The sequence below is a fragment of the Streptomyces anthophorae genome, assembly GCF_049310305.1.
In the GTDB taxonomy this organism is placed as follows: domain Bacteria; phylum Actinomycetota; class Actinomycetes; order Streptomycetales; family Streptomycetaceae; genus Streptomyces.
Map to the genome: position 1 here is coordinate 7883180 of NZ_JBLWQQ010000001.1, position 21140 is coordinate 7904319.

Annotated in this window: 21 protein-coding genes; 3 read left to right on the forward strand and 18 right to left on the reverse strand. The window is 67.0% G+C overall.

What is annotated here, in order from left to right:
- Position 1: 1 nt before the first annotated feature.
- From ACNYS0_RS35780 to ACNYS0_RS35790, 3 genes are all read right to left on the reverse strand, one after another.
- On the reverse strand, positions 2 to 691 hold the full coding sequence (locus ACNYS0_RS35780; RefSeq protein WP_422479782.1) for a hypothetical protein: 690 nt from the start codon (positions 689 to 691) through the stop codon (positions 2 to 4).
- Positions 691 to 990 (reverse strand): DUF6112 family protein, encoded by a 300-nt coding sequence (locus ACNYS0_RS35785; protein WP_267072966.1) that lies wholly within the window; start codon positions 988 to 990, stop codon positions 691 to 693. Before ACNYS0_RS35785 ends, ACNYS0_RS35780 begins: the two co-directional genes overlap by 1 nt.
- An 82-nt stretch (positions 991 to 1072) precedes the next feature.
- Entirely contained in the window at positions 1073 to 2221 is a 1149-nt protein-coding gene (locus ACNYS0_RS35790) for a C40 family peptidase (RefSeq protein WP_422479784.1), read from the reverse strand.
- Positions 2222 to 2847: 626 nt separating this feature from the next.
- On the opposite strand from ACNYS0_RS35790, the gene ACNYS0_RS35795 reads away from it, so the two are divergent.
- Positions 2848 to 3597, forward strand: a complete 750-nt coding sequence (locus tag ACNYS0_RS35795; RefSeq protein ID WP_422479786.1) for a DNA-methyltransferase — start codon at positions 2848 to 2850, stop codon at positions 3595 to 3597.
- A gap of 88 nt (positions 3598 to 3685) precedes the next feature.
- Here the strand turns inward: ACNYS0_RS35795 and ACNYS0_RS35800 are convergent, their stop codons facing one another.
- From ACNYS0_RS35800 to ACNYS0_RS35865, 14 genes are all read right to left on the reverse strand, one after another.
- The gene (locus tag ACNYS0_RS35800; protein WP_422479788.1) at positions 3686 to 4864 is read right to left on the reverse strand and encodes a DUF5655 domain-containing protein; all 1179 of its coding nucleotides are present in this window, start codon (positions 4862 to 4864) and stop codon (positions 3686 to 3688) included.
- Positions 4865 to 5092: 228 nt separating this feature from the next.
- Positions 5093 to 7009 (reverse strand): hypothetical protein, encoded by a 1917-nt coding sequence (locus ACNYS0_RS35805; RefSeq protein WP_422479790.1) that lies wholly within the window; start codon positions 7007 to 7009, stop codon positions 5093 to 5095.
- Positions 7006 to 7587: a hypothetical protein gene (locus ACNYS0_RS35810; protein WP_422479792.1), complete on the reverse strand. Its 582-nt coding sequence runs from the start codon at positions 7585 to 7587 to the stop codon at positions 7006 to 7008. The genes ACNYS0_RS35805 and ACNYS0_RS35810 overlap by 4 nt, the downstream gene beginning before the upstream one ends.
- A complete protein-coding gene (locus ACNYS0_RS35815; protein WP_422479794.1) occupies positions 7577 to 8665 on the reverse strand; it encodes a dsDNA nuclease domain-containing protein in 1089 nt (362 codons plus the stop codon). The genes ACNYS0_RS35810 and ACNYS0_RS35815 overlap by 11 nt, the downstream gene beginning before the upstream one ends.
- A 412-nt stretch (positions 8666 to 9077) precedes the next feature.
- A complete protein-coding gene (locus ACNYS0_RS35820) occupies positions 9078 to 9353 on the reverse strand; it encodes a hypothetical protein (RefSeq protein WP_422479796.1) in 276 nt (91 codons plus the stop codon).
- Between the two features lie 181 nt (positions 9354 to 9534).
- Positions 9535 to 9684, reverse strand: coding sequence for a hypothetical protein (locus ACNYS0_RS35825; RefSeq protein WP_422479798.1), 150 nt, complete (start codon positions 9682 to 9684; stop codon positions 9535 to 9537).
- A 111-nt stretch (positions 9685 to 9795) separates the two neighbouring features.
- Positions 9796 to 10680: an aldo/keto reductase gene (locus ACNYS0_RS35830; protein WP_422479800.1), complete on the reverse strand. Its 885-nt coding sequence runs from the start codon at positions 10678 to 10680 to the stop codon at positions 9796 to 9798.
- 52 nt (positions 10681 to 10732) lie between these two features.
- On the reverse strand, positions 10733 to 11050 hold the full coding sequence (locus ACNYS0_RS35835; protein ID WP_422479802.1) for a putative quinol monooxygenase: 318 nt from the start codon (positions 11048 to 11050) through the stop codon (positions 10733 to 10735).
- 16 nt (positions 11051 to 11066) lie between these two features.
- Positions 11067 to 11840, reverse strand: a complete 774-nt coding sequence (locus ACNYS0_RS35840) for an SDR family oxidoreductase (protein ID WP_422479804.1) — start codon at positions 11838 to 11840, stop codon at positions 11067 to 11069.
- A gap of 118 nt (positions 11841 to 11958) precedes the next feature.
- The gene (locus ACNYS0_RS35845; protein ID WP_422479806.1) at positions 11959 to 12939 is read right to left on the reverse strand and encodes an aldo/keto reductase; all 981 of its coding nucleotides are present in this window, start codon (positions 12937 to 12939) and stop codon (positions 11959 to 11961) included.
- Positions 12940 to 13320: 381 nt separating this feature from the next.
- Positions 13321 to 14610 carry an MFS transporter gene (locus ACNYS0_RS35850; protein WP_422479808.1) on the reverse strand — a complete coding sequence of 430 codons (1290 nt, stop codon included), beginning with the start codon at positions 14608 to 14610 and terminating at the stop codon, positions 13321 to 13323.
- 215 nt (positions 14611 to 14825) lie between these two features.
- A complete protein-coding gene (locus ACNYS0_RS35855) occupies positions 14826 to 15962 on the reverse strand; it encodes an FAD-dependent monooxygenase (protein ID WP_422479810.1) in 1137 nt (378 codons plus the stop codon).
- A 218-nt stretch (positions 15963 to 16180) separates the two neighbouring features.
- On the reverse strand, positions 16181 to 16309 hold the full coding sequence (locus tag ACNYS0_RS35860; RefSeq protein ID WP_422479812.1) for a hypothetical protein: 129 nt from the start codon (positions 16307 to 16309) through the stop codon (positions 16181 to 16183).
- Positions 16310 to 16585: 276 nt separating this feature from the next.
- Complete coding sequence (locus tag ACNYS0_RS35865) at positions 16586 to 17467, reverse strand: helix-turn-helix transcriptional regulator (protein WP_422479814.1); 882 nt, start codon at positions 17465 to 17467, stop codon at positions 16586 to 16588.
- Between the two features lie 492 nt (positions 17468 to 17959).
- On the opposite strand from ACNYS0_RS35865, the gene ACNYS0_RS35875 reads away from it, so the two are divergent.
- A complete protein-coding gene (locus ACNYS0_RS35875; RefSeq protein WP_422479816.1) occupies positions 17960 to 18187 on the forward strand; it encodes a helix-turn-helix domain-containing protein in 228 nt (75 codons plus the stop codon).
- 230 nt (positions 18188 to 18417) lie between these two features.
- The gene (locus ACNYS0_RS35880) at positions 18418 to 19929 is read left to right on the forward strand and encodes an FUSC family protein (RefSeq protein ID WP_422479818.1); all 1512 of its coding nucleotides are present in this window, start codon (positions 18418 to 18420) and stop codon (positions 19927 to 19929) included.
- A 26-nt stretch (positions 19930 to 19955) separates the two neighbouring features.
- On the opposite strand, the gene ACNYS0_RS35885 is transcribed toward ACNYS0_RS35880, so the two are convergent.
- Positions 19956 to 21113, reverse strand: coding sequence for a tyrosine-type recombinase/integrase (locus ACNYS0_RS35885; RefSeq protein ID WP_422479820.1), 1158 nt, complete (start codon positions 21111 to 21113; stop codon positions 19956 to 19958).
- Between the last annotated feature and the right edge of the window lie 27 nt (positions 21114 to 21140).

The window sequence follows — 21140 nt, forward strand, 5'->3', positions numbered from 1 at the left end:
ATCACGGCGAGACGTTCGGCAGCACTCCGACCAGCGCACAGTTGTGGTGTGGGCGGCACTGAACGGCGAGGGTCGTGGAGCGGGACTCGGCGCCGGCGCCGGAGCCCTTCCAGGTGATGGACTGCTTGCCGGAGACCGTGACGGCGTAGACGTACGTCTCGGTGATCGCACCGGGGTCCTTGGACAGGGCGGTCTTGAACGCCTGCGGGAAATTCCCCTCGCTGACCGTGGCGCTGGCGTGCTGATGGTTGTCGTGCATCCGCGACCACAGCACCGGACTGGGCACCTGCTCGGTGACCGACTTCCAGTCGGCGACCTTCGACTCATCGGTCATCCACCGCTTCAGCCCGGCGAGTTGCTCGGTCTGCGAGGAGGAGCGGGTGTCGTAGGTCCACAGGGCCTTGGTGGCGGCCTTGGCGAAGGTGACCGGATCGCGCGTTTTCGGCGGCCCGGCCACCGCCGATCCGTCCTTCGGCGTGGTGGACGGGGAGGTGTCCGGTGCGGGTGAGGACGTCGGCCGCGGCGTCGGCCTCGACGTCGATGGTGATTCCGCGCGCGTCAGGTAGGCGGTCACGCCGGCGACGGCCAGCAGCACCGCGAGCACGACACCACCGATGGCCGCGCGGCGAGCCACCGACGACGGGCCGCGACGAAGGCGCTCACCGGAGAACGGACGAAGCTTCTTCGGCATCAGTGAACCTGCGTCCCCATCGCCGAGAAGAACGCCACGATGCCATTCGCGGCACCCAGCAGCAGCGCGCACCCGGCGGCCACCACCGTGCCCTTCTTGCCGGTGGCCTCGGCCTGATGGCCACCGCTGTGGTGGCCCCAGGCCCACACGATCGCGGAGATCGCCAGGGCGCCGACCACGGCGATGATGCCGAACAGGTTGATGCTGCCGATGACCTTCTTCAGGACGTCGAGACCGGGAAGACCGCCCTCGCTCGGCGTGACGCCGGGGTTGTACGCCAGGATCTGGGCGTGCTGCATGAGCTTCACTGGGACTCCAGGTTGGATTTTGGGCGCGCAACGGCCCGGAAAGTAGAGAGAAGAGGAAGAGGCGGGGGACCGGTCAGACCATCCGGCGAGCGGCCAGCACGTCCGCCCGCCAGTCGGCGAGGGGCGAGATCTTGACCACGTCGCCGGTGTGCGGGGCCTGCAGGATCAGACCGTGCCCGATGAACATCCCGACATGCTCTGGGACTTCGGCCGTGCCCTCGGTGAAGAGGAGGTCACCCGGCTTCAGGGCACCGACACTGACCGCCCTGCCCTCCTTGACCTGCGTGTACGTGGTCCGGGAGAGGGAGATGCCACCCGCCTTGTACGACGCCTGCATCAAGGACGAGCAGTCGCAGCGGCCCATCGGATCCTGGCCGCGCGGATCGCTGCACTCGCCGCCCCACTGATACGGGGTACCGAGCTGGCCAAGACCCCAACGGATCGCTGTTTGTACCGGCTTCGGGGAGCCGGCCGGGATCTTGTAGCCCTTGGGGAGGGCACCGGCTGGGATGGTGCCGAAGCCGGTGCCGTCTTCCTCGTTGCCACATTCGGCGAACGTGGTGTCCGCGGCGTCGCTCGCAGCATCCGCGTCGGAGTTCCCTCCGGAACCGGAGTCCGACTGCGCCGGCAGAGACGAGGCGATGCCCTTCTGCAAGGCTGACGCGAGAGGCTCCCACTTGGCGTACGCATCAGGGAAACCGCTCTTCTGCACCGCCTGCGCAGCCTGTGCGACAGTCATGGACTGCCACCCGGGAACCCTGCGAAGCGCCTCGTAGAACTTCGTCGACGCGTGCACCGGATCACGGACCTGCGCCGTCGTCCCCCAGCCCTTGCTGGGGCGCTGCTGGAACAGGCCGAGCGAATCCCGGTCGCCGTAGTCGAGATTGCGAAGTCCCGACTCTTGGAGGGAAGTTGCCAGGGCGACCACCTGGCCACGAGGCGGAACCTTCATCACACGGCCCGCGGCCACGATGTCCTTGGCATTCGGGATCTGCTGCGCAGGGGCGTCGAGCCCCGAGACCGAGACTGAGCTTTCGCCGTGTCCGTTGAGGGTTGAAGCCACCTGCTTGGCCACGGCCGCAGAGTCCACCGCCTGCGTGTCACCGGGTGCACAAGAACCCGCCTGGGCCGAGTCAGCGCCGGACAGTGCGATCCCCAGCGGGGCGATCAGGAGGAACGGTGCGAGTGCCACGGTGCCGATGACGGCCGGGGCCACCTTCATACCCAGTGCCCCGCCGTCGGGCAGCGGGCTGAAGCGGAGAACGTGGAAGGCCCCTGCGCCAGGGCATTCCGCATGAGCAGCTCCTTACAAGTAGGCGGCGCAGCGCGGGCGTTCTCGTCGAAAAGGCCACCCGGACCGGGCCGGTCAAAAATGCGCAATCAAGAGATTCGGAAGGGCGAATGAGGGCGGCCGGGGTCGGACACATCCCGGCCGCCCCCACTGCTATTCATGGAAAGCGACAGCCAGCCGCACTCGTAATCTCAGACGCCACATGGAAGCCAACTCCCGACCGATTCACAGACACATACTGAGGTGCTGCAGCGGTGCCCACTCAGTGGGCAGCACACATCAGCACAGTTCAACCGGGGAGCAACGCAGCCCTTTCCGTCGAACATGGCGAGACTGTATGAACGCAACCCGGCCACACCAAACGACCCTCAGCCGCATTAGCCGGGCCGCGCGGCTGCTGTCAGGAGGCAGTTAGGGCCGGCCGGAACGGACGGTTAACCTTCCGCTCATTCCCCACTGGGCACCCGCATTCGTACTTCCTGGTGCGAGATAAATCAGCCCACGCAGCACTCGACGAATAGTCGGCTGCGCACAGCCCAGCGAAAGAGAACCGCGCAATGCCATACACCCTCCACCGAGGCGACGCCCTCACCGCCCTGGCAGACATCCCCGACAACAGCGTGGACGCCGTCATCACCGACCCGCCCTACAACAGCGGCGGACGCACCAGCGGGGAACGCACCGGCCGAAGCGCCCGCGCCAAGTACACCTCCGGCGACGCCGAACACGACCTCGCCAACTTCCCCGGCGAGAACCGCGACCAGCGCTCGTACGGCTTCTGGCTCACCCTCCTGCTCACCGAGTCCTACCGGGCCACCGCCGAATCCGGCTCCGCCCTCGTCTTCACCGACTGGCGGCAACTTCCCACCACCACCGACGTGTTGCAGGCTGCAGGCTGGACATGGCGCGGCATCGCCGCGTGGCACAAGCCCGTGTCCCGCCCGCAGAAGGGACGCCTCAAGCAGTCCTGCGAATACATCATCTGGGGCACCAAGGGCCCGGTCGACGCCAACCGCAACCCCGTCTACCTGCCCGGCCTCTACACCGCGAGCCAGCCCCGCAAGGACCGCGTCCACATCACCCAGAAGCCAGTCGAGGTGATGCAGGAACTGGTGAAGATCTGCCCGCCCGGAGGCACCGTTCTTGACCCGTTTACCGGCTCCGGATCCACCGGAGTTGCCGCCTTGCTTGAAGGCCGACGGTTCATCGGCGTCGAACTGTCCGATCACTATGCCGACATCGCCGAGCAACGACTGCGAGGCGTCCTCACTCAGGACGCCTTCGAACTCGCTGGACCCGAGAAGTGAGAACGAGACGAGCCCCGCAGAGGCGAAATACGAGACGGGCTGTTGCTCCATCGAGCGGCTGGAGCAACAGCCCGTCCTTGTCGCCGAGTTATGCACCCTCGACGCTGCAGTGGATCAGGTCAGTGGCTCGGTCGAGGTCCTCCCGAGAGGTGATGCGCACCTCGACGACGTGCTTGCCTTGCAGCCCGAGATTGCCGCGCCCCTTCAGATCCCTGGTGAAGCCGTCACACAGAGCCACGGTGCTGGGATCGAGCCGGAGACTCACCACGAGGGCTCCGCTCCGAGGCTGGACGCGCACCGTGGCGATGTTCTTGAACCGCCGGTACGCGAAGTAATGCATTTGCGGCACCATCTGCACGTCGCTATGCGACAGCAGGAGCTCATCGAGATCGGCGTACAGCTCACGCAACTCTGTGGGCGACTCGTCGAGAAACTGCTGGACTGACTTCGGTGCCGTTGAAGCCGCTCGTACCGGCGACGCGGACTTGCTGCGCGTTAGGAGGCGGGTGCCTCCGGCCGCCGTGACGAGCTGCAGCGCCACTGCGTCGCCGAAGACCCGGTACGTCACGAGGTCGATCCGGTGTGGGATCATCTCGACAGCCACAGTCTCGTGGTACGTGAAAGCGCCGGCGACGCACACGATGCTCGGGGCGCTCCAGTCGACCGTATTGGCGGCCTCGTTGCCGAGCTTGTCCCGAACCAGGTTCTCGAACTCGTAGTGGTGGTCCTGGAGCCAGCACAGATAAGAGAGGGCTTGGACAACGACTGCCTCGTCCCGGGTTCGCTTGTACTCCACGATGACCGGCCTGCCGTTCTCATCGAGGCCCAACGAATCGATCCGACCGCCGTGGCGCCCGGTGCGGTACTCGCTGGCCAGGAACCGGATGCCAAGCATCGTCTCCATGTTGGCCTCGACAAGCCGCTGCAGCTCGACCTCTACGCTGACGGTCTCCCCGGGGACTTCGGTGACGCCCCGCCCTCTGACCTTGAAGACCTTCAGATCGCTCATTTCGTGGCCTTGCCGTGCCGGACCTTTGTAGTGATCAATCGAGTCGAGAAGGTTCCTATTCCTCCGACGGAGGCAGCGACCGCGTCGGTTCGGGAGTGCGTTGCTCCCAGGGCGGATGACGTCGGCCGCTAGTTGAGCATCGTCGTCGACGCGCACCACTCGCGGTGGCAGATGCGGGTTACCTCGCATCTTGAGTTCCTCGACGGGGCAGAACAGGGGCGGCAGGCTGCCGGTTCCCGCGTCGGCGTGGCCGAACAAGGAGACCCCTTCCGCTGGGGGAGCTGCTGGCGGAGAGTGTTCGTTCTGTTGTGTCGCACGGCGGGATCCGCTCGACCCTCCTCGGCTGCATCGCGGTGTACTCGACTTCCGGCCACGGCCGCACTTCGGCCTGTGTGGCGCAGAATCCGCCCGCCCAGCCGTACGGGGCTGGGTGCAGTCGCCGCACAATTGGTTCGACCCTACCCGCCGGTACGTTCTGGCGGTGGCTCAGTTCGCTTCGTACACCTGCGGCATCTGTATATGCCGGACGTGCTCACCCGTGATGGTTTCGGAGAGCGCCTGTGTCGTAATGACCTGAGCACCCGTAGCTTGGGCGGCCTGCCCAAGATCCTGCAGGCCGGACTTGATGACGTTGGCGTCGATGCCCTGCTGGAACGGGTTGTCGAGCATCAGGAGACCGGGGAAGGCAGACTCTTCGTCCAAGTCATTTGCCAGGAAGAGGCAGGCGTAGCTGTAGGCGAGGAAGAACAGTACGCGTAGTTCCGCACCGAGGATCTGGTTCCAGGGCCGGGTTCCGACGTAGAAGGTGAGGTCACTGTCGCTGATGGTGACGCTCCCGTTGACCCAGCCGTGTCCGCGGTACCGCCCCAGGAAGGAGTTCATGCGGTCTGCGAAAAGGGCGCACCGATCGCCGGGCGAAGGACCGACGCCCTGGTGCGCAGGTTGCGCAGCAGTAATGTTGTCCAATGACTGCTGAGCCGACGCGACAGACTGGCCAGCCTCGACGCGGCGCTGCAGGATCTCCTCGATAGCCGGAAAGGCCGTCATCTTCTGTTCCAGCTGCGCGATAGCGCCGGCAAGGTCCTCCAAAGCGGTCACGAAGGGGGCAAGTTGAGCCGCGCGTGCGCTGTTGATGCGCTTGGCCAGTTCGCCCTGCTGCTGCTCCAGCTGGGTCCGGCGCTCCTGAGCGGTCTGCAGATCGCCGGCCGTGCGGGTGATGACATCGTGCAGGTCGGCCAGTTCCGATTCCAGAGAACGGACCTCCACCTGGGCGCGGCGCAGACGCAGATCGTCGTCGACGGGCTGGCTGCAGAGGTAGCAGGAGTCGTCGTCGTGCGGGCGACGTGGGTCGACACTCTGCTCGCAGGCGGGGCAGAGCCGGACGGGCAGAGCATCGAAGAGATCAACGGAGGCGATGAGACGCTGCATGCGTCCGATCTCGGCGGTAACCGTCTGAGCCGACTGCTTATGCTCGTCATGCAGTTGATCGAGGCCGGCGACCTCATCGAGGGATCGCTGGAGGCGTCGTGAGATGTCCTCGTAGTCAGCGGTGAGAGTGGGATCAAAGCCGGCGTCAGCGCTCTCCTGATCGCCATGGACCATGGCGTTGATGTCGGCGGTGAGCCGTCGACGCTGCTCGTAGGTGGTGTCGAGCTCGGAGCGGACGGCGTCGCGGGCGGCTGCTACCTGCTCGAACGAGCGAGCCACGGGGATGCCCAGACGGTCGGAGATGGCGCTGACGGCCTGCAGGGTGCTCTCCTGCACTTCCCGTTCGACGGCCTGGGCCTCGGCTAGGCGCTTCTTGGCCTGGGCGACATGAAAGTCCTTGTTGGAGTACCTGGCCCGGGCGAAGCCGAGCAGCTGGCTCACGACAGCGCGCCGGATGAACTCAGCCTCCTTATCTGCGAAGTTGGTCCAGGAGTCCTCGTTGCGGTAGATGTGCCGCAGCGTGTTACGGAAGGACAAGGGGGTAAGTTGGTTGGCCGACTCGGCGATGATCCCCTTGGGAATCTGCAAGTCGGGCCAGCCCAGCTCCCGCAGGATCCAGCCTGAGAAGACATCGACGTTCAGACTGTCTCCGTCAACGTAGACCTTGTTCAGACGGCCGTGCTGAAGGGACCTGGTCAGTGTGTGCGGCGTGCCGTTGAGCGTCAGACTGGTGCTGATTTCGACGTACTTCTCAGCTACAGCGATGGTCAGGGCGTCGCGGGGGCTGTCGCGGTCACCGAGGCAGTAGTCGATTGCCTTGAGCGTGGTGGTCTTGGAGCTGTTGCGGACCCCGGTGATGATGTTGAGCATGCCGGAACGGAAGGTGTACTCGTCGATCTCGCCGGTGTACTGCACCAGCCGGACGGATTCGACCCGGATACCGCGGTCGGGGTATGCGAGGACGGGTTCTGTCATGGCTGAATCTCCTGGCGGAAGGGCGCGCTGCCGACCTCGTCCGGGAACAGTTCGTAGATCAGGTCCTTGAGCTGGGTGCCGGTCATAGCAGCGAGGTTGCCTTGCATGGCTGCGCAGCGCCTGACCAGCGGCTGGAACTGAGGAGTACGCGCGAGCCGTTCTGCGGCCTTGCGGCCTGCGGCCCGGAGCTTGATGCGCTCGGGCTTGTGACTAGTGGTGACAGTGATCAACTCGCGTGAGACCAGGAAGGCCAGGAACTGTCGGTAACGGTGATCCCAGGGGCCATAGCGGTAGCGGACCATGGGCGCTTCAACTTCGCTGGCGTCAAGGGCCAAGAAGGCCTCGTCCAGCGGCACGGTTTGCGGCAGGGCGGCGTGAGCACGCTCCAAGAAGCCGGGGTAGCGCAGGAAGAAGTCGAGCTTGGCGAACTTGGTCCGGCCTGCGATGTAGGAGCCTGTCGGTTCTCCGCACAGGTGGATGAGTAGTAACAGGCGCGCGGCGTGGAAGTCGGGGGAATCGTCCGGATCCCAGGGACGGTGCAGGGGCGGGACGACGCGGCCGCCGATCTTATGAGGCATCGGCGTACCTGTTCAGGCAACGCGCGGTGATGTCGCTGAGGGTGGCCAAAGCATCGGTGACACTGTGCGTCCGATCGGCCACCTGGGGCAGGTTGGCCACCTTGAGCACCGTCTCCTGGTACGCCTCGGCACCAGGAGCGATGAGGCCGCTGCGCCGCTCGACCATCGTGACGGTACACAGGGCGTGTACGTCGTCGGCCAGGTCGTCCAGTTGCTGCCGTCTGGAGCCGATGCTGGACCGGCGTCTGCGGCGGAACGCGAGCATGGCGTCGTGTAGTCCTTCGGCCTCCGCCCCGGAAACTCCCGCCGGCAGCAGTTTTTCCTGCAGCGTCATCAAGGGCTCCGTTGAGCCGTCCCGACGCCGTCCGGTGACCTTGCGGACGCTGGTTTCCAGAGCTGTTCGGAAAGCATCGAGGGAGAAATCCTGTGGCCGCAGGGCCCGGGCGCTGCGCTCGATGCCCCGCATGAGCCAGGTCATCACCTCCTCCACCTCCTCGTACATTGCACCGGTTCCCAGGAGCTCACCGACGTACGGGGCCAGACGGTGCAGGGCCTCGCGTTCAACATCTTCGATCGTCCGGCCGGCGACGAGAACATCAAGACGGTCCACGCACCAGGCGATGTCGCGGTCGTCCGGAAGCTGCAGCCCGTTGAGCTTTGCGATGACCTGATTGCGTATGGTTTCGCTCACCGGCCGCCGAGGGCGGTTCCGTTCTACGGCGAATTCGTGCAGGTCACGTTGTGGCATCTCGTTGACGATGAGCGTGAAGCGGGTGCCATCCGGAAGAGGCTTACCCAGGAACAATTTGCCCAGGTAGCTCGTCTCTGCCGTCTTCTGGGCTGACTCCGGCTTGCATACGCTGGCGACGCTGTGTCGAATGCCAGCTTCTTCGATCGTTTTGACTTGGCGGTAGTTCGGTGCGCTGTCGCGGTGACAGAGGATGTCTTCCAGCGCTTCCCAAGAGACTGAGGTCCACTGACCGCCCAGCATGTCCAGGCAGTCCAGGAGCGTCACCACATCCTGGTAGGCGAAGCCCCGTCGGCTACGCCGCCCACCATCAGCAGGTGCCAGAGCCATCGGTACCCCCTGACATCCCCCCGATGAGCACCTGCACACGTGCGGCACGTACGTCTTGTCGCACCTATGGTCCCCCCAATGACATAGGAAAGGCAGTGAATCACCTCTTGCTTTACGGGGCAACGGCCAGCATCGAATCGAACTCGGCCAGTGACAACTGGCTTCGAAACGCCAATAAATAGTGCGACCGCGAGGCCTGGATGGCCGCCCTCAGAGGTCGTAACTCGGCCGGCAGCGAACAACCGAACGTCCCCTCGGCCCGCGCCAGTTCTGACGTACGCAGTGACCCCATGAGGCGTAGTAGGTCGCGCTGGGACGAGGTCATCGCGTCACCTCTCGCTTCAGCGAGCTTCGCTACTCGGAGAGTTGCGCGATGGGCGCCCTATTGTCAGGGGCTATGTGCTGATCGCTCCTACACCGCACAGCGCCGACTCCGTCCTCCACGACCGGGCTCCTGCCGGTCGTGGAGGACGGAGTCGGCGCTGTGGCCGACGTGTAAGGATTTCGGGTCGATGACGATGCGGCCCTCGCCAGCCAGGTGGCGATCGTCGACCTTGGCACGGATCTCGTCGGTGGCCCGCTCCGGGCTTCCCGAGAGAATGCGGGCCATTTTGGCGACGCCCCAGTCCTCGGCCTCGGTCGTGGCGGAGTGCACGCGTCGGGCGGTGGGTGGCAAATGCTCGAGCATGTGCGCGAGTTCTACAGCGGTGCAGATGTGCACTCCTGAAGTGCTAGCCACCGGGCTGATGCCCCGTCAGAGAAGTCAGCAAGTGGTCAGCATCGAGACTGCCAGCCAGAGCTGATAGAACCCTGCGACACCTGCGACTGACGCTGAGCGCGAGAATCTGTCCTCACCTGCAAAGTTGCTGCTACAGAGGCCCGGCGTATGGTGTCCGTGCGCCCGTATAAGAGAACCAGTCGAACCACACCCCTGCGAGTAGCAGCCCGTGCAGCACGCCCGTGCCGCCGTACTCGTTGGCCATGAGCTGCGTGATCTGGGCGAGGGCGAGGACGTACACCAGGCCAGAGAACCGCTCGAACGTTGGCGCCCCAGCGCCGGACTGGGCGCGTCGTGGTGAAGCGTGCCCGGGGAGGGTGGTGACGGCGGTATCCGGTGGAGGCTGCTCCTGCTAGTCGGGGATCGGGAAGCCGTAGTTGTCCAGGTTGAGCGAGTCCGGGTCGGGTCCGCCGCGCACGCCGGTGTCGAGGGCGTCGATCGCGGCGACCTCGTCGGGGGTGAGGGCGAAGTCGAAGACGTCGAAGTTCTCGGCGATGCGGTGGGCCTTGACGGACTTGGGGATCGCGCAGAAGCCGTGGTCGAGGTGCCAGCGCAGGACGACCTGGGCGGGTGTCTTGTTGTACTTGTCGGCCAGGGCGGTGATGACCGGGTCCTCGAGCGGGTTCGTCTCGGCGTCTCCGTAGATGTAGGAGCCGCCCAGCGGCGACCACGACTGGGTCAGGATGCCGTGGCGGTCGTTCGCTGCGCGCCACTCGCCCTGCGAGTAGTACGGGTGCACTTGGATCTGATTGACGGCCGGTACGACGTCGGTGCGGGAGATGAGTTCGTCGAGCTCCTGCGGCGTCTGGTTGGACACGCCGATCGCGCGGACGCGTCCGTCGGCGAGGAGCTTCTCCGCCGCCTTGTAGGCGGCGATCGTCTTCTCGAAGTCGGACGGCAGCGGCTGGTGCAGCAGCCACAGGTCGAGCTGTTCGATGCCCAGCTTGCGCATGCTGACGTCGAAGGCCCGCAGGGCCGAGTCGTAGCCGTAGTCGCTGATCCACAGCTTGGTCGTCACGAAGATCTCGGAGCGGTCCACGCCGGAGCGGGCGATCGCCTCTCCGACCTGCTGCTCGTTGAAGTAGGCGGCGGCGGTGTCGATCAGACGGTAGCCGCCGTTCAGCGCGGCCAGGACGGCGTCGGTGGTTTCTTCCGGGGTGGACTGGTAGACGCCGAGGCCCAGGGCGGGCATCTGGACGCCGTTGTTCAGGGTGAGGGTCGGGTTCGTGCCGGTCATGGGGTGGTGCCTTTCTGGTGCTGCCGCGACGAAGGCGAGGGCGCGTCGTGCGTTACGCGGCGCTGATGCGGGTGCTCGTGGTGACGTGCAGGGGAACGGCGAGCAGCGGGACCAGCTGGTCGACGACGCGGGCGACGTTGGGGTGCGCGGTGTGTTCCGCGATCGCCTCGTCGGAGGCCCAGCCGTCGATGATGTAGAAGGTGTCGGGTTCGTCGGTCTGCTGGTTGATGTCGTAGTAGAGGCATCCGGGCTCTGCTCGCGCGGGTCCGACGAGTTCCAGCAGGAGCTCCTGCACCTTGTCGCGGTGAGCGGGCTGGGCGCGCACCGTGCAGATGATGTGGCGCGCATCCGGGGTGGTGGCGGTGTTCATGGTGGGTGCTCCTTGATCAGTTCCGGCCGGCGTAGACCCGGGTCATGCCGCCGTCCACGACGAGGTCGATGCCGGTGATGTAGCGGCTGGCGTCGGAGGAGAGGAAGACGAGGGCGTCGCCGATGTCCTGGGGGGTGCCCACGCGTCCGGCCGGGATCTCGTGGGCGACGCGCTCGGCGTAGGCGGCGATGTCGGCGTCGCTCATCTTCTGTTCGTGGCTGTAGCCCTCGGTCGGCACGACTCCGGGGCTGATGGTGTTGACGCGGATGCGCCGGTCCTTGAGGTCGGTCGTCCAGCTGCGGGCGAGGGAACGGACGGCTGCCTTCGTGGAGGCGTAGACGGCGAAGCCGGGCAGTCCCATGTCGGCGGTGATCGAGGCGTTGAGCGTGATGGACGCGCCGTCGCGCAGTACGCCCAGCAGGCTCTGCACGGTGAGGATGACGCCCTTGATGTTGATGCCGAGTTCGCTGTCGATCTGCTCCTCGGTCAGTTCCGCGAGGGGTGTGGCGTGGCCGCCGCCCGCGTTCGCGAAGAGGATGTCGAGCAGGCCGTGTTCGGCCTTGACGGTGTCGGCGACGCGCTGCATGTCGCTCTTGCTGGTGACGTCGGCCTGGAGGCCCCGGGCTGACGGGCCGAGCTTGTCGACGGCGGCGTCGAGTACGTCCTTGCGGCGGCCGGTGATGTAGACGAAGGCGCCCTCGTCGATCAGCCGCTGGGCGGCGCCGAAACCGAGACCGGTGGTACCACCGGTGACCAGGGCGATCCGTCCTTCGAGGGCTTGCGTTGTCATGACTTCTTCTCCGTGGTGGGGCCTGCTTCCTGACGAGGCGCCGGCGTGACGCCTCGTCAGGAAGGGGTGGGTGATGTCTTGGCTTTCGATGCCGGCCGACTCAGCGGCGGCGGATGCCTTACCGGTTGATGGTCTTCTGCTGCGCTGCGGTGTACCGCTCGCCCTTGACCTGGATCTGGGCCAGGGCGGCCTCGATGCGCTTCAGGTCGTCGGCGGTCAGCTCGACCGCGTCGGCGCCGATGTTCTCTTCGAGGCGGTGCAGCTTGGTGGTGCCGGGGATCGGTGCGATCCACGGCTTCTGCGCCAGCAGCCACGCGATGGCGATCTGGGCGCGGGTGGCCTCCTTGGCGTCCGCGATCTCACCGAGGAGCGCGATGAGAGCGAGGTTCGCCTGGCGTGCCTCGTCCTCGAAGCGCGGCAGCACGTTGCGGACGTCGTTGTCCGCGAACTTCGTGTCCTGACTGATCGCGCCGGTCAGGAACCCCTTGCCGAGCGGGCTGAACGGCACGAAACCGATGCCCAGCTCTTCCAGGGTCGGCAGGATGACCTCCTCGGGCTCGCGCCACCACAGCGAGTACTCGCTCTGCAGGGCGGAGACCGGCTGGACCGCGTGCGCCCGGCGGATGATGTCGACGCCCGCCTCGGACAGGCCGAAGTACTTGACCTTGCCTTCGTCGATGAGTTCCTTCACCGTGCCCGCGACGTCCTCGATCGGCACGTCCGGGTCGACGCGGTGCTGGTAGAAGAGGTCGATGTGGTCGGTGCGCAGCCTGCGCAGGGACTCCTCGGCGACCTGGCGGATCCGTTCCGGGCGGCTGTCGAGGCCGGCGGAGGCGTCACCGTTCTTGAAGCCGAACTTGGTGGCGATGGCGACCTGGTCGCGCACGGGCTCCAGGGCCTCGCCGACGATCTTCTCGTTGGCCTCTCCATAGGCCTCGGCGGTGTCGAAGAGCGTCACACCGCGCTCGGCGGCCGCCCGGATCAGCTTGATCGCCTCACCGGTGTCCGTGGCGGGGCCGTAGCCGAAGGTCATGCCCATGCAGCCGAGGCCCATGGACGACACTTCCAGGCCGCTGCTGCCGAGGTTGCGCTTCTTCATGGTGAGGTCTCCTCTAATCGTTCCGGGACTTGGTGATCCCGCTCGGGGCCGGGTCGTTCCGCTGCCTCGAACGGCTCGGGCCGGTTCGGCCGTGGCACACCGGCTGGTTCTCCCGCCCCACAAGTGGGCTCACTCACCATGGAACTCCCGGCGGGGACAACGTGGGAGTCTCCGTTGTTGGGGGTAACGGCAGGGACCCCCTGCTGCACTTGTGCAGGCCACAGCCCTGCGCGGGGCCGATCGGGTGACCCCGCCGAGGGGGCGGTGGTGCGCGAGGACGCGAGGGGCGCGGTAGCAGAGGGCGGCCGGTACCCCGGCCCTTTGCAGGGCCCGGGTACCGGCCGGATGGGGTGGCGGCTGTGTGCAGGCGCCAGGGCGGGGTCAGACCGTGGTCATGGGACGGGCTTCGGACTGCTCCTGAGCAGCCGCCTCGGGGTCCTGCGGGGCCGTCGTCTCCGGCACGGACGGGGTTTCCCGCGGCGTGTGGCCGGTGCGGGTGGCGCGCATCGCGGCGAGGACGGTCAGCGGGATCAGGGCGAGGGCGGCCATGACCAGGCCGACGACCTCCGGGCCTGTGGCGCCCAGGGAGGACTCCAGCGCGCTGCCCGCGATCCAGGAGCCGATGGCGATGCCGACATTGAACCCGGACACGGTCAGCGCGGCGGCCAGGCCGGGTGCGGTGTGGCCGAACCGGACGGCCAGCGGGGTGGCGATGGAGGTGATGCCCATGCCGGTCAGGCCGAGCAGGACGACCAGGACGATGGTGGGGACGGTGCTGGTGGACAGCGGGATCAGCAGGAGCAGGACCAGTGCGGAACCGCCCGCGATGCCGAAGAACGCGGTCAGGGGCCTGCGGTCACCGAGACGTCCGACAACGTTGGTGCCCACCAGTGCGCCGATGCCGAAGCCGACCAGGACCAGCGGCACGGCGCCCTCCGAGATGCCGGTGCGTTCGGTGAGCAGGGTGGAAATGTAGCTGTACGCGGCGAGGAAGCCGCCGGAGACGAGCGCGGTGGCGGCGAGCACCAGCCACATCCGGCCGTGGCGCACCACGCCGAGCTGGGAGCGCAGGGAGGGTGCCGCATCGCGGTGGGGCTCCTCGGCGGGTACGAGCTTGCCGATGGCGACGGCGGCCAGCGCCGCGAGGACGGCGAGGGCCCAGAAGGTGCCGCGCCAGCCGATCGACTGGCCGACGTAGGAACCCAGCGGGACACCGGCCACGATGGCCAGGCCCATGCCGCTCATCATCACGCCCATGGCGCGGGAGGCGGCGGCGGGACCGGCCGCGGTGGTGGCCACGATGGCGGCGACGGACAGGAAGGCGCCGGTGGCGATCGCGGTGAGGACGCGGGCGGCGAGGACGACGGTGAAGTCGGAGCTGACGGCTGCGATCACGTGTCCGGCCACGAAGGCGGCCAGCGCGAGGACCAGGGTGAGGCGCTTGGGCAGGCGGAGCGTGGCGAGCGAGATGACAGGCGCGCCGACGATCATGCCGATCGCGAAGGCCGTGATGAGCAGGCCGGTCTGGGAGACGCTGACGCCGAGGTCGCCGGCCATCTCGGGCAGGACGCCCGCGATGATGAACTCGGTGGTGGACATCAGGAACGTGCCCAGGGCCAGCAGCGGCACGACGAACGGCAGCTTGGCGGGCTTTTCTCGAAGAGAAGACATGGGGACAGGCCTTTGTGAGACGTGTGAGGTGGGGAGGCAGGGGCCGCGAGCCCGGGGCCGGCGATGCGCGATTCGGCGCGCTGCGGCCGGGATCCGGTGATCGGGTGGCGCCCCTTGCGGGGACATTCACCATGGAAGCGGACTCAGCGGCGGCGAGGGAGTCATCGCTTTGAGGGGTACTGGCAGGGACTCCGTGGACCGCACCGACGTGGTGGTCAGACCGTCTGGCCTGCGAAGGACCGGCTGAACTGCTGCCCGGAGCGGACCATGCTGCGTGCACTGTCGAGCCGCTCCCGCTCGTAGCCCTGCAGGGCGCGCGCCACCGACGATCCCTGCAGACCGGCGGCAACCGCTTCGGCGACCGCCTCGGCGTCGTACAGCGAGGCATTGAAGCCCGAGCCGGTCATCGGGGTCGGCACGTGCGCGGCATCGCCCACCAGGGCGAGACGCCCCTGGACCAGCCGCTCGGGCACGTACTCGGCGATGGGGGTGCCGATGACCGCGCGCCGTTCGATGCAGTCGAGGATGACGTCACGCCACAGGGGCGGCCACAAGTCCGTTGCTTCTGCGGCGAGTTCGGTGAAGGTGGACTCGGGTATGTCGGCGGCGGCGAGGGAGTGCTGCACCACGTTGCCGGTGACGCAGCCCTTCTCCCGCAGCAGGTCGTTGCGGGACGCGTCGTACCAGGCCCAGCCGATCTGCCGGGAGCCCGGAGCGACGGAGCCGTCGCGGGCGGCCAGCGGGTAGCCGAGGAGGTAGTCGTCCCCGCTGCTCAGGATGTCCACATCCCGGGGCCAGCGGTGGCGAGAGGCGATCACGGACTCGTCGGCCAGGCCGAGCCAGATCACGTAGCCGGCGAACTGTGCGTCCTGGTGTTCGGGCGCGACCGTTCGGCGGACGACACTGCGGTGGCCGTCGGCTCCGATGACGACATCCCCGCCAAATGTCCTGCCGTCCGAGGTGGTCACCCACGCGGACTCCGCGTCCTGGCCGACGCTCTGCACGGTGGCGCCGTGCCGCAGCCGGATGTGCGGGTCGTCGCCCGCGGCTGCTCGCAGCCGGGCGTGGACGGCGGTCCAGGTCTGCACGTCGGACGGCAGACGGCGCTGGGCCGTGGAGTCCTTCCGTGACCTGGGCCGTCCGGTGATTCTCTCCAGCAGGGACTCGCTGACGCCGCCGATGGAGGCCCCGGACCGGGGGAAGGAGCCGACCCGCTCCAGCACGGTGACGTCGATTCCGGCGCGGGAGAGGGCGAGCCCGGTCATCAGGCCCGAGAGCGATCCGCCGACGACGACGGCGGTGCCGAGCCGCTCGCGCTTGGCGGCGTTCCGGTCGTGAGGCTGTGCGGTCATGAAGGTCCTTCCTGACGCGGCTCAGGCGTCGACGGCGGGGCCGGGCCCGGCACACCCTGGCGGAACGAGAGGTGTGCGGGCCCGGCGATGCGAGTGGTGGTGCGGGGTGTCTCAGGCGTCGATGACGAGGTCGAAGGCGCCGCGGGTGATGGACTCCGGCTCGGGGCCGCCGCGCACGCCGGTGTCGAGGGCGTCGATGGAAACGATCTCGTCACCAGTCAGGGAGCCAAGTTGATGCCGCCGATCGGCGACCGCGCCTGCGTGGTGACACCCAGGCGGTCGGCCGTCTCGCGCAGTCCGGGCTGACCGAAGTAGGGGTGCAGCTCGACCTGATTGACCGCGGGCACCACATCGGTGCGCGCGATGAGGGGCGTCCAGATGCGTGGCGCTGTGGTTGCACACGCCGATCGCGGACCCGACCGTCGGCAAGCAGCTTCTCGGCGGCCCGCCAGGAGCCGACGGTGGCCTCGAAGTCGCTCGGCAGCGGCCAGTGCAGCAGGGACAGGTCCAGGTAGTCCAGGCCGAGCTTGTCCAGGCGGGCGTCGAATGTGGGAGTCACCGCTTTTACGGTTACGGGCAGGGACCCCTACGGATCTTGAGCTGCTGCTGGCACCAGTGCCGGGTCAGTGCTCGGAGTCGGCCTCTGCCACCTGCGTGTCATGGGCCGTGGCGGACCAGCTGGCCAGCAGTTTCAGGCCGTCTTCGGCCGCGCTGCCCGGCGCCGCGCTGTAGGCCGTCAGGGACAGTCCTTCGTCGCCCGGCAGGGCCATCGTCTCGTGTTCGAGGTCCAGGTTGCCGACGGCCGGATGCCTGAAGCGTTTGGTTCCCTCGCGGTAGACGTGCACGTCATGGGCGCCCCACATGACGCGGAAGGTGTCACTGCGGGTGGAGAGCTCGCCGATGAGGTTCGACAGCTCGCGGTCGTACGGATTGCGGGCGGCCTCCACTCGGAGCACGCCCACCGCCTCCTTGGCGATGCGCTCCCAGTCGACGTAGTACTGCCGCGCTGCCGGGCTGAAGAACACGAAGCGAGCCGTGTTCGCCTCACAGGCGGGATCGGCGTACATCGGCGCGTACAGCGCGCGGCCCAGCGGATTGGCCTCCAGGATGTCGAAGCGGTTGTTCTGCACGAACGCGGGCAACGTGGGCATCGCGTCCAGGATGCGCTGCACGCCGGGCCGCACTGTCGAGCGCACCGGCTTGCGCCGGTCCCGGGCCGGCTTCGGGCCGGCTGCGCGGGCCAGGGCGTATAGATGGCTGCGTTCCGTCTCGTCGAGCCGCAGCGCCTCCGCGAGCGCGTCCAGGATGCTGTCGGAGACTCCGCTGAGGTTCCCGCGCTCCATCCGCGTGTAGTACTCGACGCTGACTCCCGCCAGCATCGCGACCTCGTTCCTGCGCAGACCGGTGACCCGGCGGTGGCCGTACACGGGAAGGCCTGCCTGCTCGGGCGTGATCTTGTCACGGCGAGACTTCAGAAAAGCGCGGATTTCTTCCCGGTTGTCCATACGGCCACAGTAGGCGCGCCAGGCGATACCTGAGAGACCCTGCTGTTACCCCCATCGGCGGTAACCCCCAGCGCGCCGCCGCACGACACCGGGCGCGCTGGCCCGCTACGGAATCACCACGATCGGGCGGCTCGCTAGCGCCCCCGCCTACGCTCGGGTGCGCATCCTCGGCGCGCATTCCGCCCGCCAGGTCCACGCCCGCTCCACCGTTATCAACGAGCGGCCCATCCAGCGCGAGACGATCGTGCGCTCACTCAGCAGCCGGCACCGCTTCTCATGCGACGAGTTGGACCCGACTGTCCACCGGGCTGCCCTGCATGGCCTCGGCGACGAGATCGGAGCCCGCCTCAGGGTCACGGGCGAGATGTGTCGCGGGCTGTCCCTGACTGTCCGCTACGCCCACCCCAGCCCACACCAGCCGCTACCCAATTTTCTCGGTCGGACCAAGCCGTGAAGTTGGATTCATCATGTGCCCATCCACGGCGCAAGCCCGTGATCGCTGTTCTGTGCATAGCTACAAGAGGGATGGTGTACATGGTTCCGGATTTCATGGATGTCAAGCAGACAGCCGAATACCTGAACATGTCGGTCGCGTGGGTCTACCGCGATGCGCCCGCCCTTGGGCTGGCTCCATACAAGTTCGGTCGCGGCCGCAACGCCAAGATCCAGTTCAGGGTTGCCGAGGTGAGGGCCTGGGCTCGACAACAGAGGCTGTCATGACGCGGGGTGGCTGTGAACGCCTCGTTCAGATGGTGGCGCCCACAGTGGTCCGTTGGCCCTGACGTGGCTACTCGTCTCGTGAGGTGAGTGGGCCATTGGATCAGTAATTCCGGCCTCTCTTGAACCGTGTGCTTCCTTGGTGCTGAGATAGGCATGTCGATGGCGCTGCGGATCCGAGGGGATCTCCGCGGCGCCTTTCTCATGTCTGCGCATGGAAGGGGCGGGGCACGTTGCTGAAGAGCGCGTTTGTGGCGGCGGATCCGGGGCGCATGCGGCTGCGGTTCGCCGGGCGGGCTGTGCTGGGGATCGGGCTGGCCGTGGTGGTGTGTGGTGCCGTCGGGCATTCGCTGCAGGCGGCGATCACGGGTGGGCTCGCCGCGCTGCTTGCGCTTTTCACCGTTACTGATGCGACAGTGCGTGGGCAGGCGGTGACGACGGCGCTGCTGCCGGTCGTAGGGCTGCCGGTGCTCGGGCTGGCGGCGGTGTTGCACGATGCGCCCTTCGCCCGGGACTTGGCGTTCGTTGCCGTCGTAGGCGTGGGCGTATATGCGCGACGATGGGGGCCGCGCGGGCACTCGCTCGGTGTATTTACCTTCATGACATTTTTCGCGGCGCAGTTTCTGCACACCACGCCTGGGCAGCTGCCCGAGCTCTACGTGGCAGTACTGCTATCGATCGTTTCCGCGTCGGTCGTGCGTTTTGGCGCGTGGTGCTACGAGCGTCGGCTTCCCGGCCCTGTCGCCGTTGCCGCGCCGACCGGGGGGACGGGGCTCGCGAGGATTACGACGCGGCAGGCCGTCCAGGCAACCGCCGGCGCCGCTTTTGCCCTGGTCATCGGGCAGATGCTTTCTGGCCAGCGGTGGTACTGGGCCGTGGGTGCCACATGGTGGGTATTTGTGGCTACGGCTTCGCGTGGCGAGACCGTGGTGCGGAGCTTTCGCCGGTTCTTGGGCACGGTGCTCGGGGTAGTACTGGGCTTCGCCCTGGCTGTGCCGTTCCACGAAGTACCGGTCGCTGCCGCACTGATTGTCGCGGTCAGCATCTTCGGGATCTTCTACACCGCTCACGTCTCCTATACGTGGATGATGCTGGCCGTCACCGTGATGGCGAGTGTGCTGTACGGACTGCTGGGCGTGCTCGATCCGGCGCTGCTCGCGCTGCGGGTCGCGGAGACCGCAGTGGGTGCCTTGGGCGCTGTGCTTGCCGTATTGCTCGTGTTGCCAGTGACCACCCACTCGGTCACCGACGCGTGGGTCGCGCGAGCGCTTCGCTGTGTGCATACCTGCACCGCGGAGACCACGGCACGGCTTGCGGGCAGTCTGGATGCTGACCCGGCGAAGAGGGTGTCGGAATTGGAGCACGCCCTTGGCCGCGTGCGTCTCTCGCTGTCGCCGCTCGTGCATCCGCTGAGCCCGATGAAGGCCCGAAAGGGCCGGGCCCGGAAGGTGCTCGCGCTGCTGGACGACTGCGCGCGAGAGGTGCGCGGGTTCGCGTCCGTTGCTGCCGACCCCGAGGCGTCGCACGACGCGCGGCTTGCGGCGGCCTGCCAGCGAGTGGAGTCGGCTGTCGAGGCGCTCACTGCCTCGCCCGTTGGTGGTGAAGGGGAGCGCCTTGCTCGCTCGCTGGTGCCCGAGGCGGCGAGCCCTGAACCTGCGCTCGCCCATCTCCACGCCCTGGAACGGGCCCTTCTGGAGCTTGCTGTTCCGTTGCGGAGCTCGAACCGGGTCCCCTCCCGCGCCTGAGCTGCGCGGCTGCTCAACGCGTGGGGTCAGATACCTGAGTTGAGCAGCCGCGCAGCCCTCCCGATAGAGGACGGCATGAGGTGACGGTAGGTGCGATACGTCACCTCGATGGATTTATGTCCCATCCATTCGGCGACGTCGGTGATGGGAATGCCTTTCGCGAGGCAATTGGAAGCGAAGTAGTGGCGAAGGCTGTACATGGTGTAGCGCACCTGAATACCAGCAGCCGCCAACGTCTTTTGCCACTTCCGGCGGAAGGCGTTTCCGCTGTAGTACGGACTCCCTCCGACACCTGCGCCGCCCCGGCCTCCGTTGTTCAAGAGATAGCCCAGATCGTCCGCAGGGTGAGCCTCGGCGAACTCCAGCACGTGAGCACGTGTCTTCGCCGGCATCGGGGTCTCCCGAAACTCACCCCAATCGCGATGCTTGAGCGGAGCCGGAACGCGTTGCCGTCCGTGGATTTGATCCCGGACCCGGTAGACATCATCGGCGACGAGTCCGTGGATGTTGGTCGCGTGTGCCTCGCCGTTCCGTAGACCGGAGCCGGACATCATCTCGACCACAAGGCGCAGGTCGTCGTCATATGCGTGCTGGCGGATGAGGTTGAGCTCCTCCAGCGTCGGAATCAAGATGTCCTTGCGCTGGTAGTCCGGTGGCGTTGCGTCCAGGAATGGGTCGAGAGCCACTGCACCGCGGTGCCGTGCAGAGTTGATGACCAAGCGCAGGACCTTGTAGGCGGTCATCTGCGCGGCGCTTCCTACGCCGTCCAGCATCATGTCGCTGACGAAGTCGTCGACGGTGGTCGCGGTGAACGTAGCCATCTTGCGTGACCCCAGCCGGGGCACTATGTGCACGGACAGCGCTCGCTCGTAGCTCTCAATGCTGCTGTCCTTGAGCCCGCGTGCTCGATGGCTCATCCAGTTGGAGGCGAAGTCCTCCAGTGTCTGGACGGCGATCTTCTCTCCGTCGGAGGGACCGGCTTTCCGCGAGCCCTTCTTTGCCTGATACAGCTCCGTGAGCCTCGTTGTGGCCTTGTCCTGTGTGGCATAACCCGCTTCCTCACGCTGCTTGCCGGCTGCGTCCCTGTAGCGGATCTTGTACGGGTGGGGGCACCGGGTCGGTGCCTTACAGGTGCAGTCCTTGAAGAACGTGCCCATGCCGCGTGCGAGGGTCCTGCTGGCCATGTACTGACTCCGTGCTTGTGCTGACCT

Coding starts and splice junctions, on each gene's coding strand:
- ACNYS0_RS35850 (WP_422479808.1), bottom strand. CDS start 14,610: ATGTCTTCTCTTCGAGAAAAGCCCGCCAAGCTGCCGTTCGTCGTGCCG.
- ACNYS0_RS35885 (WP_422479820.1), bottom strand. CDS start 21,113: ATGGCCAGCAGGACCCTCGCACGCGGCATGGGCACGTTCTTCAAGGAC.
- ACNYS0_RS35845 (WP_422479806.1), bottom strand. CDS start 12,939: ATGAAGAAGCGCAACCTCGGCAGCAGCGGCCTGGAAGTGTCGTCCATG.
- ACNYS0_RS35835 (WP_422479802.1), bottom strand. CDS start 11,050: ATGAACACCGCCACCACCCCGGATGCGCGCCACATCATCTGCACGGTG.
- ACNYS0_RS35780 (WP_422479782.1), bottom strand. CDS start 691: ATGCCGAAGAAGCTTCGTCCGTTCTCCGGTGAGCGCCTTCGTCGCGGC.
- ACNYS0_RS35805 (WP_422479790.1), bottom strand. CDS start 7,009: ATGACAGAACCCGTCCTCGCATACCCCGACCGCGGTATCCGGGTCGAA.
- ACNYS0_RS35865 (WP_422479814.1), bottom strand. CDS start 17,467: ATGGACAACCGGGAAGAAATCCGCGCTTTTCTGAAGTCTCGCCGTGAC.
- ACNYS0_RS35840 (WP_422479804.1), bottom strand. CDS start 11,840: ATGACAACGCAAGCCCTCGAAGGACGGATCGCCCTGGTCACCGGTGGT.
- ACNYS0_RS35790 (WP_422479784.1), bottom strand. CDS start 2,221: ATGAAGGTGGCCCCGGCCGTCATCGGCACCGTGGCACTCGCACCGTTC.
- ACNYS0_RS35785 (WP_267072966.1), bottom strand. CDS start 990: ATGCAGCACGCCCAGATCCTGGCGTACAACCCCGGCGTCACGCCGAGC.
- ACNYS0_RS35820 (WP_422479796.1), bottom strand. CDS start 9,353: ATGCTCGAGCATTTGCCACCCACCGCCCGACGCGTGCACTCCGCCACG.
- ACNYS0_RS35815 (WP_422479794.1), bottom strand. CDS start 8,665: ATGGCTCTGGCACCTGCTGATGGTGGGCGGCGTAGCCGACGGGGCTTC.
- ACNYS0_RS35855 (WP_422479810.1), bottom strand. CDS start 15,962: ATGACCGCACAGCCTCACGACCGGAACGCCGCCAAGCGCGAGCGGCTC.
- ACNYS0_RS35810 (WP_422479792.1), bottom strand. CDS start 7,587: ATGCCTCATAAGATCGGCGGCCGCGTCGTCCCGCCCCTGCACCGTCCC.
- ACNYS0_RS35830 (WP_422479800.1), bottom strand. CDS start 10,680: ATGACCGGCACGAACCCGACCCTCACCCTGAACAACGGCGTCCAGATG.
- ACNYS0_RS35795 (WP_422479786.1), top strand. CDS start 2,848: ATGCCATACACCCTCCACCGAGGCGACGCCCTCACCGCCCTGGCAGAC.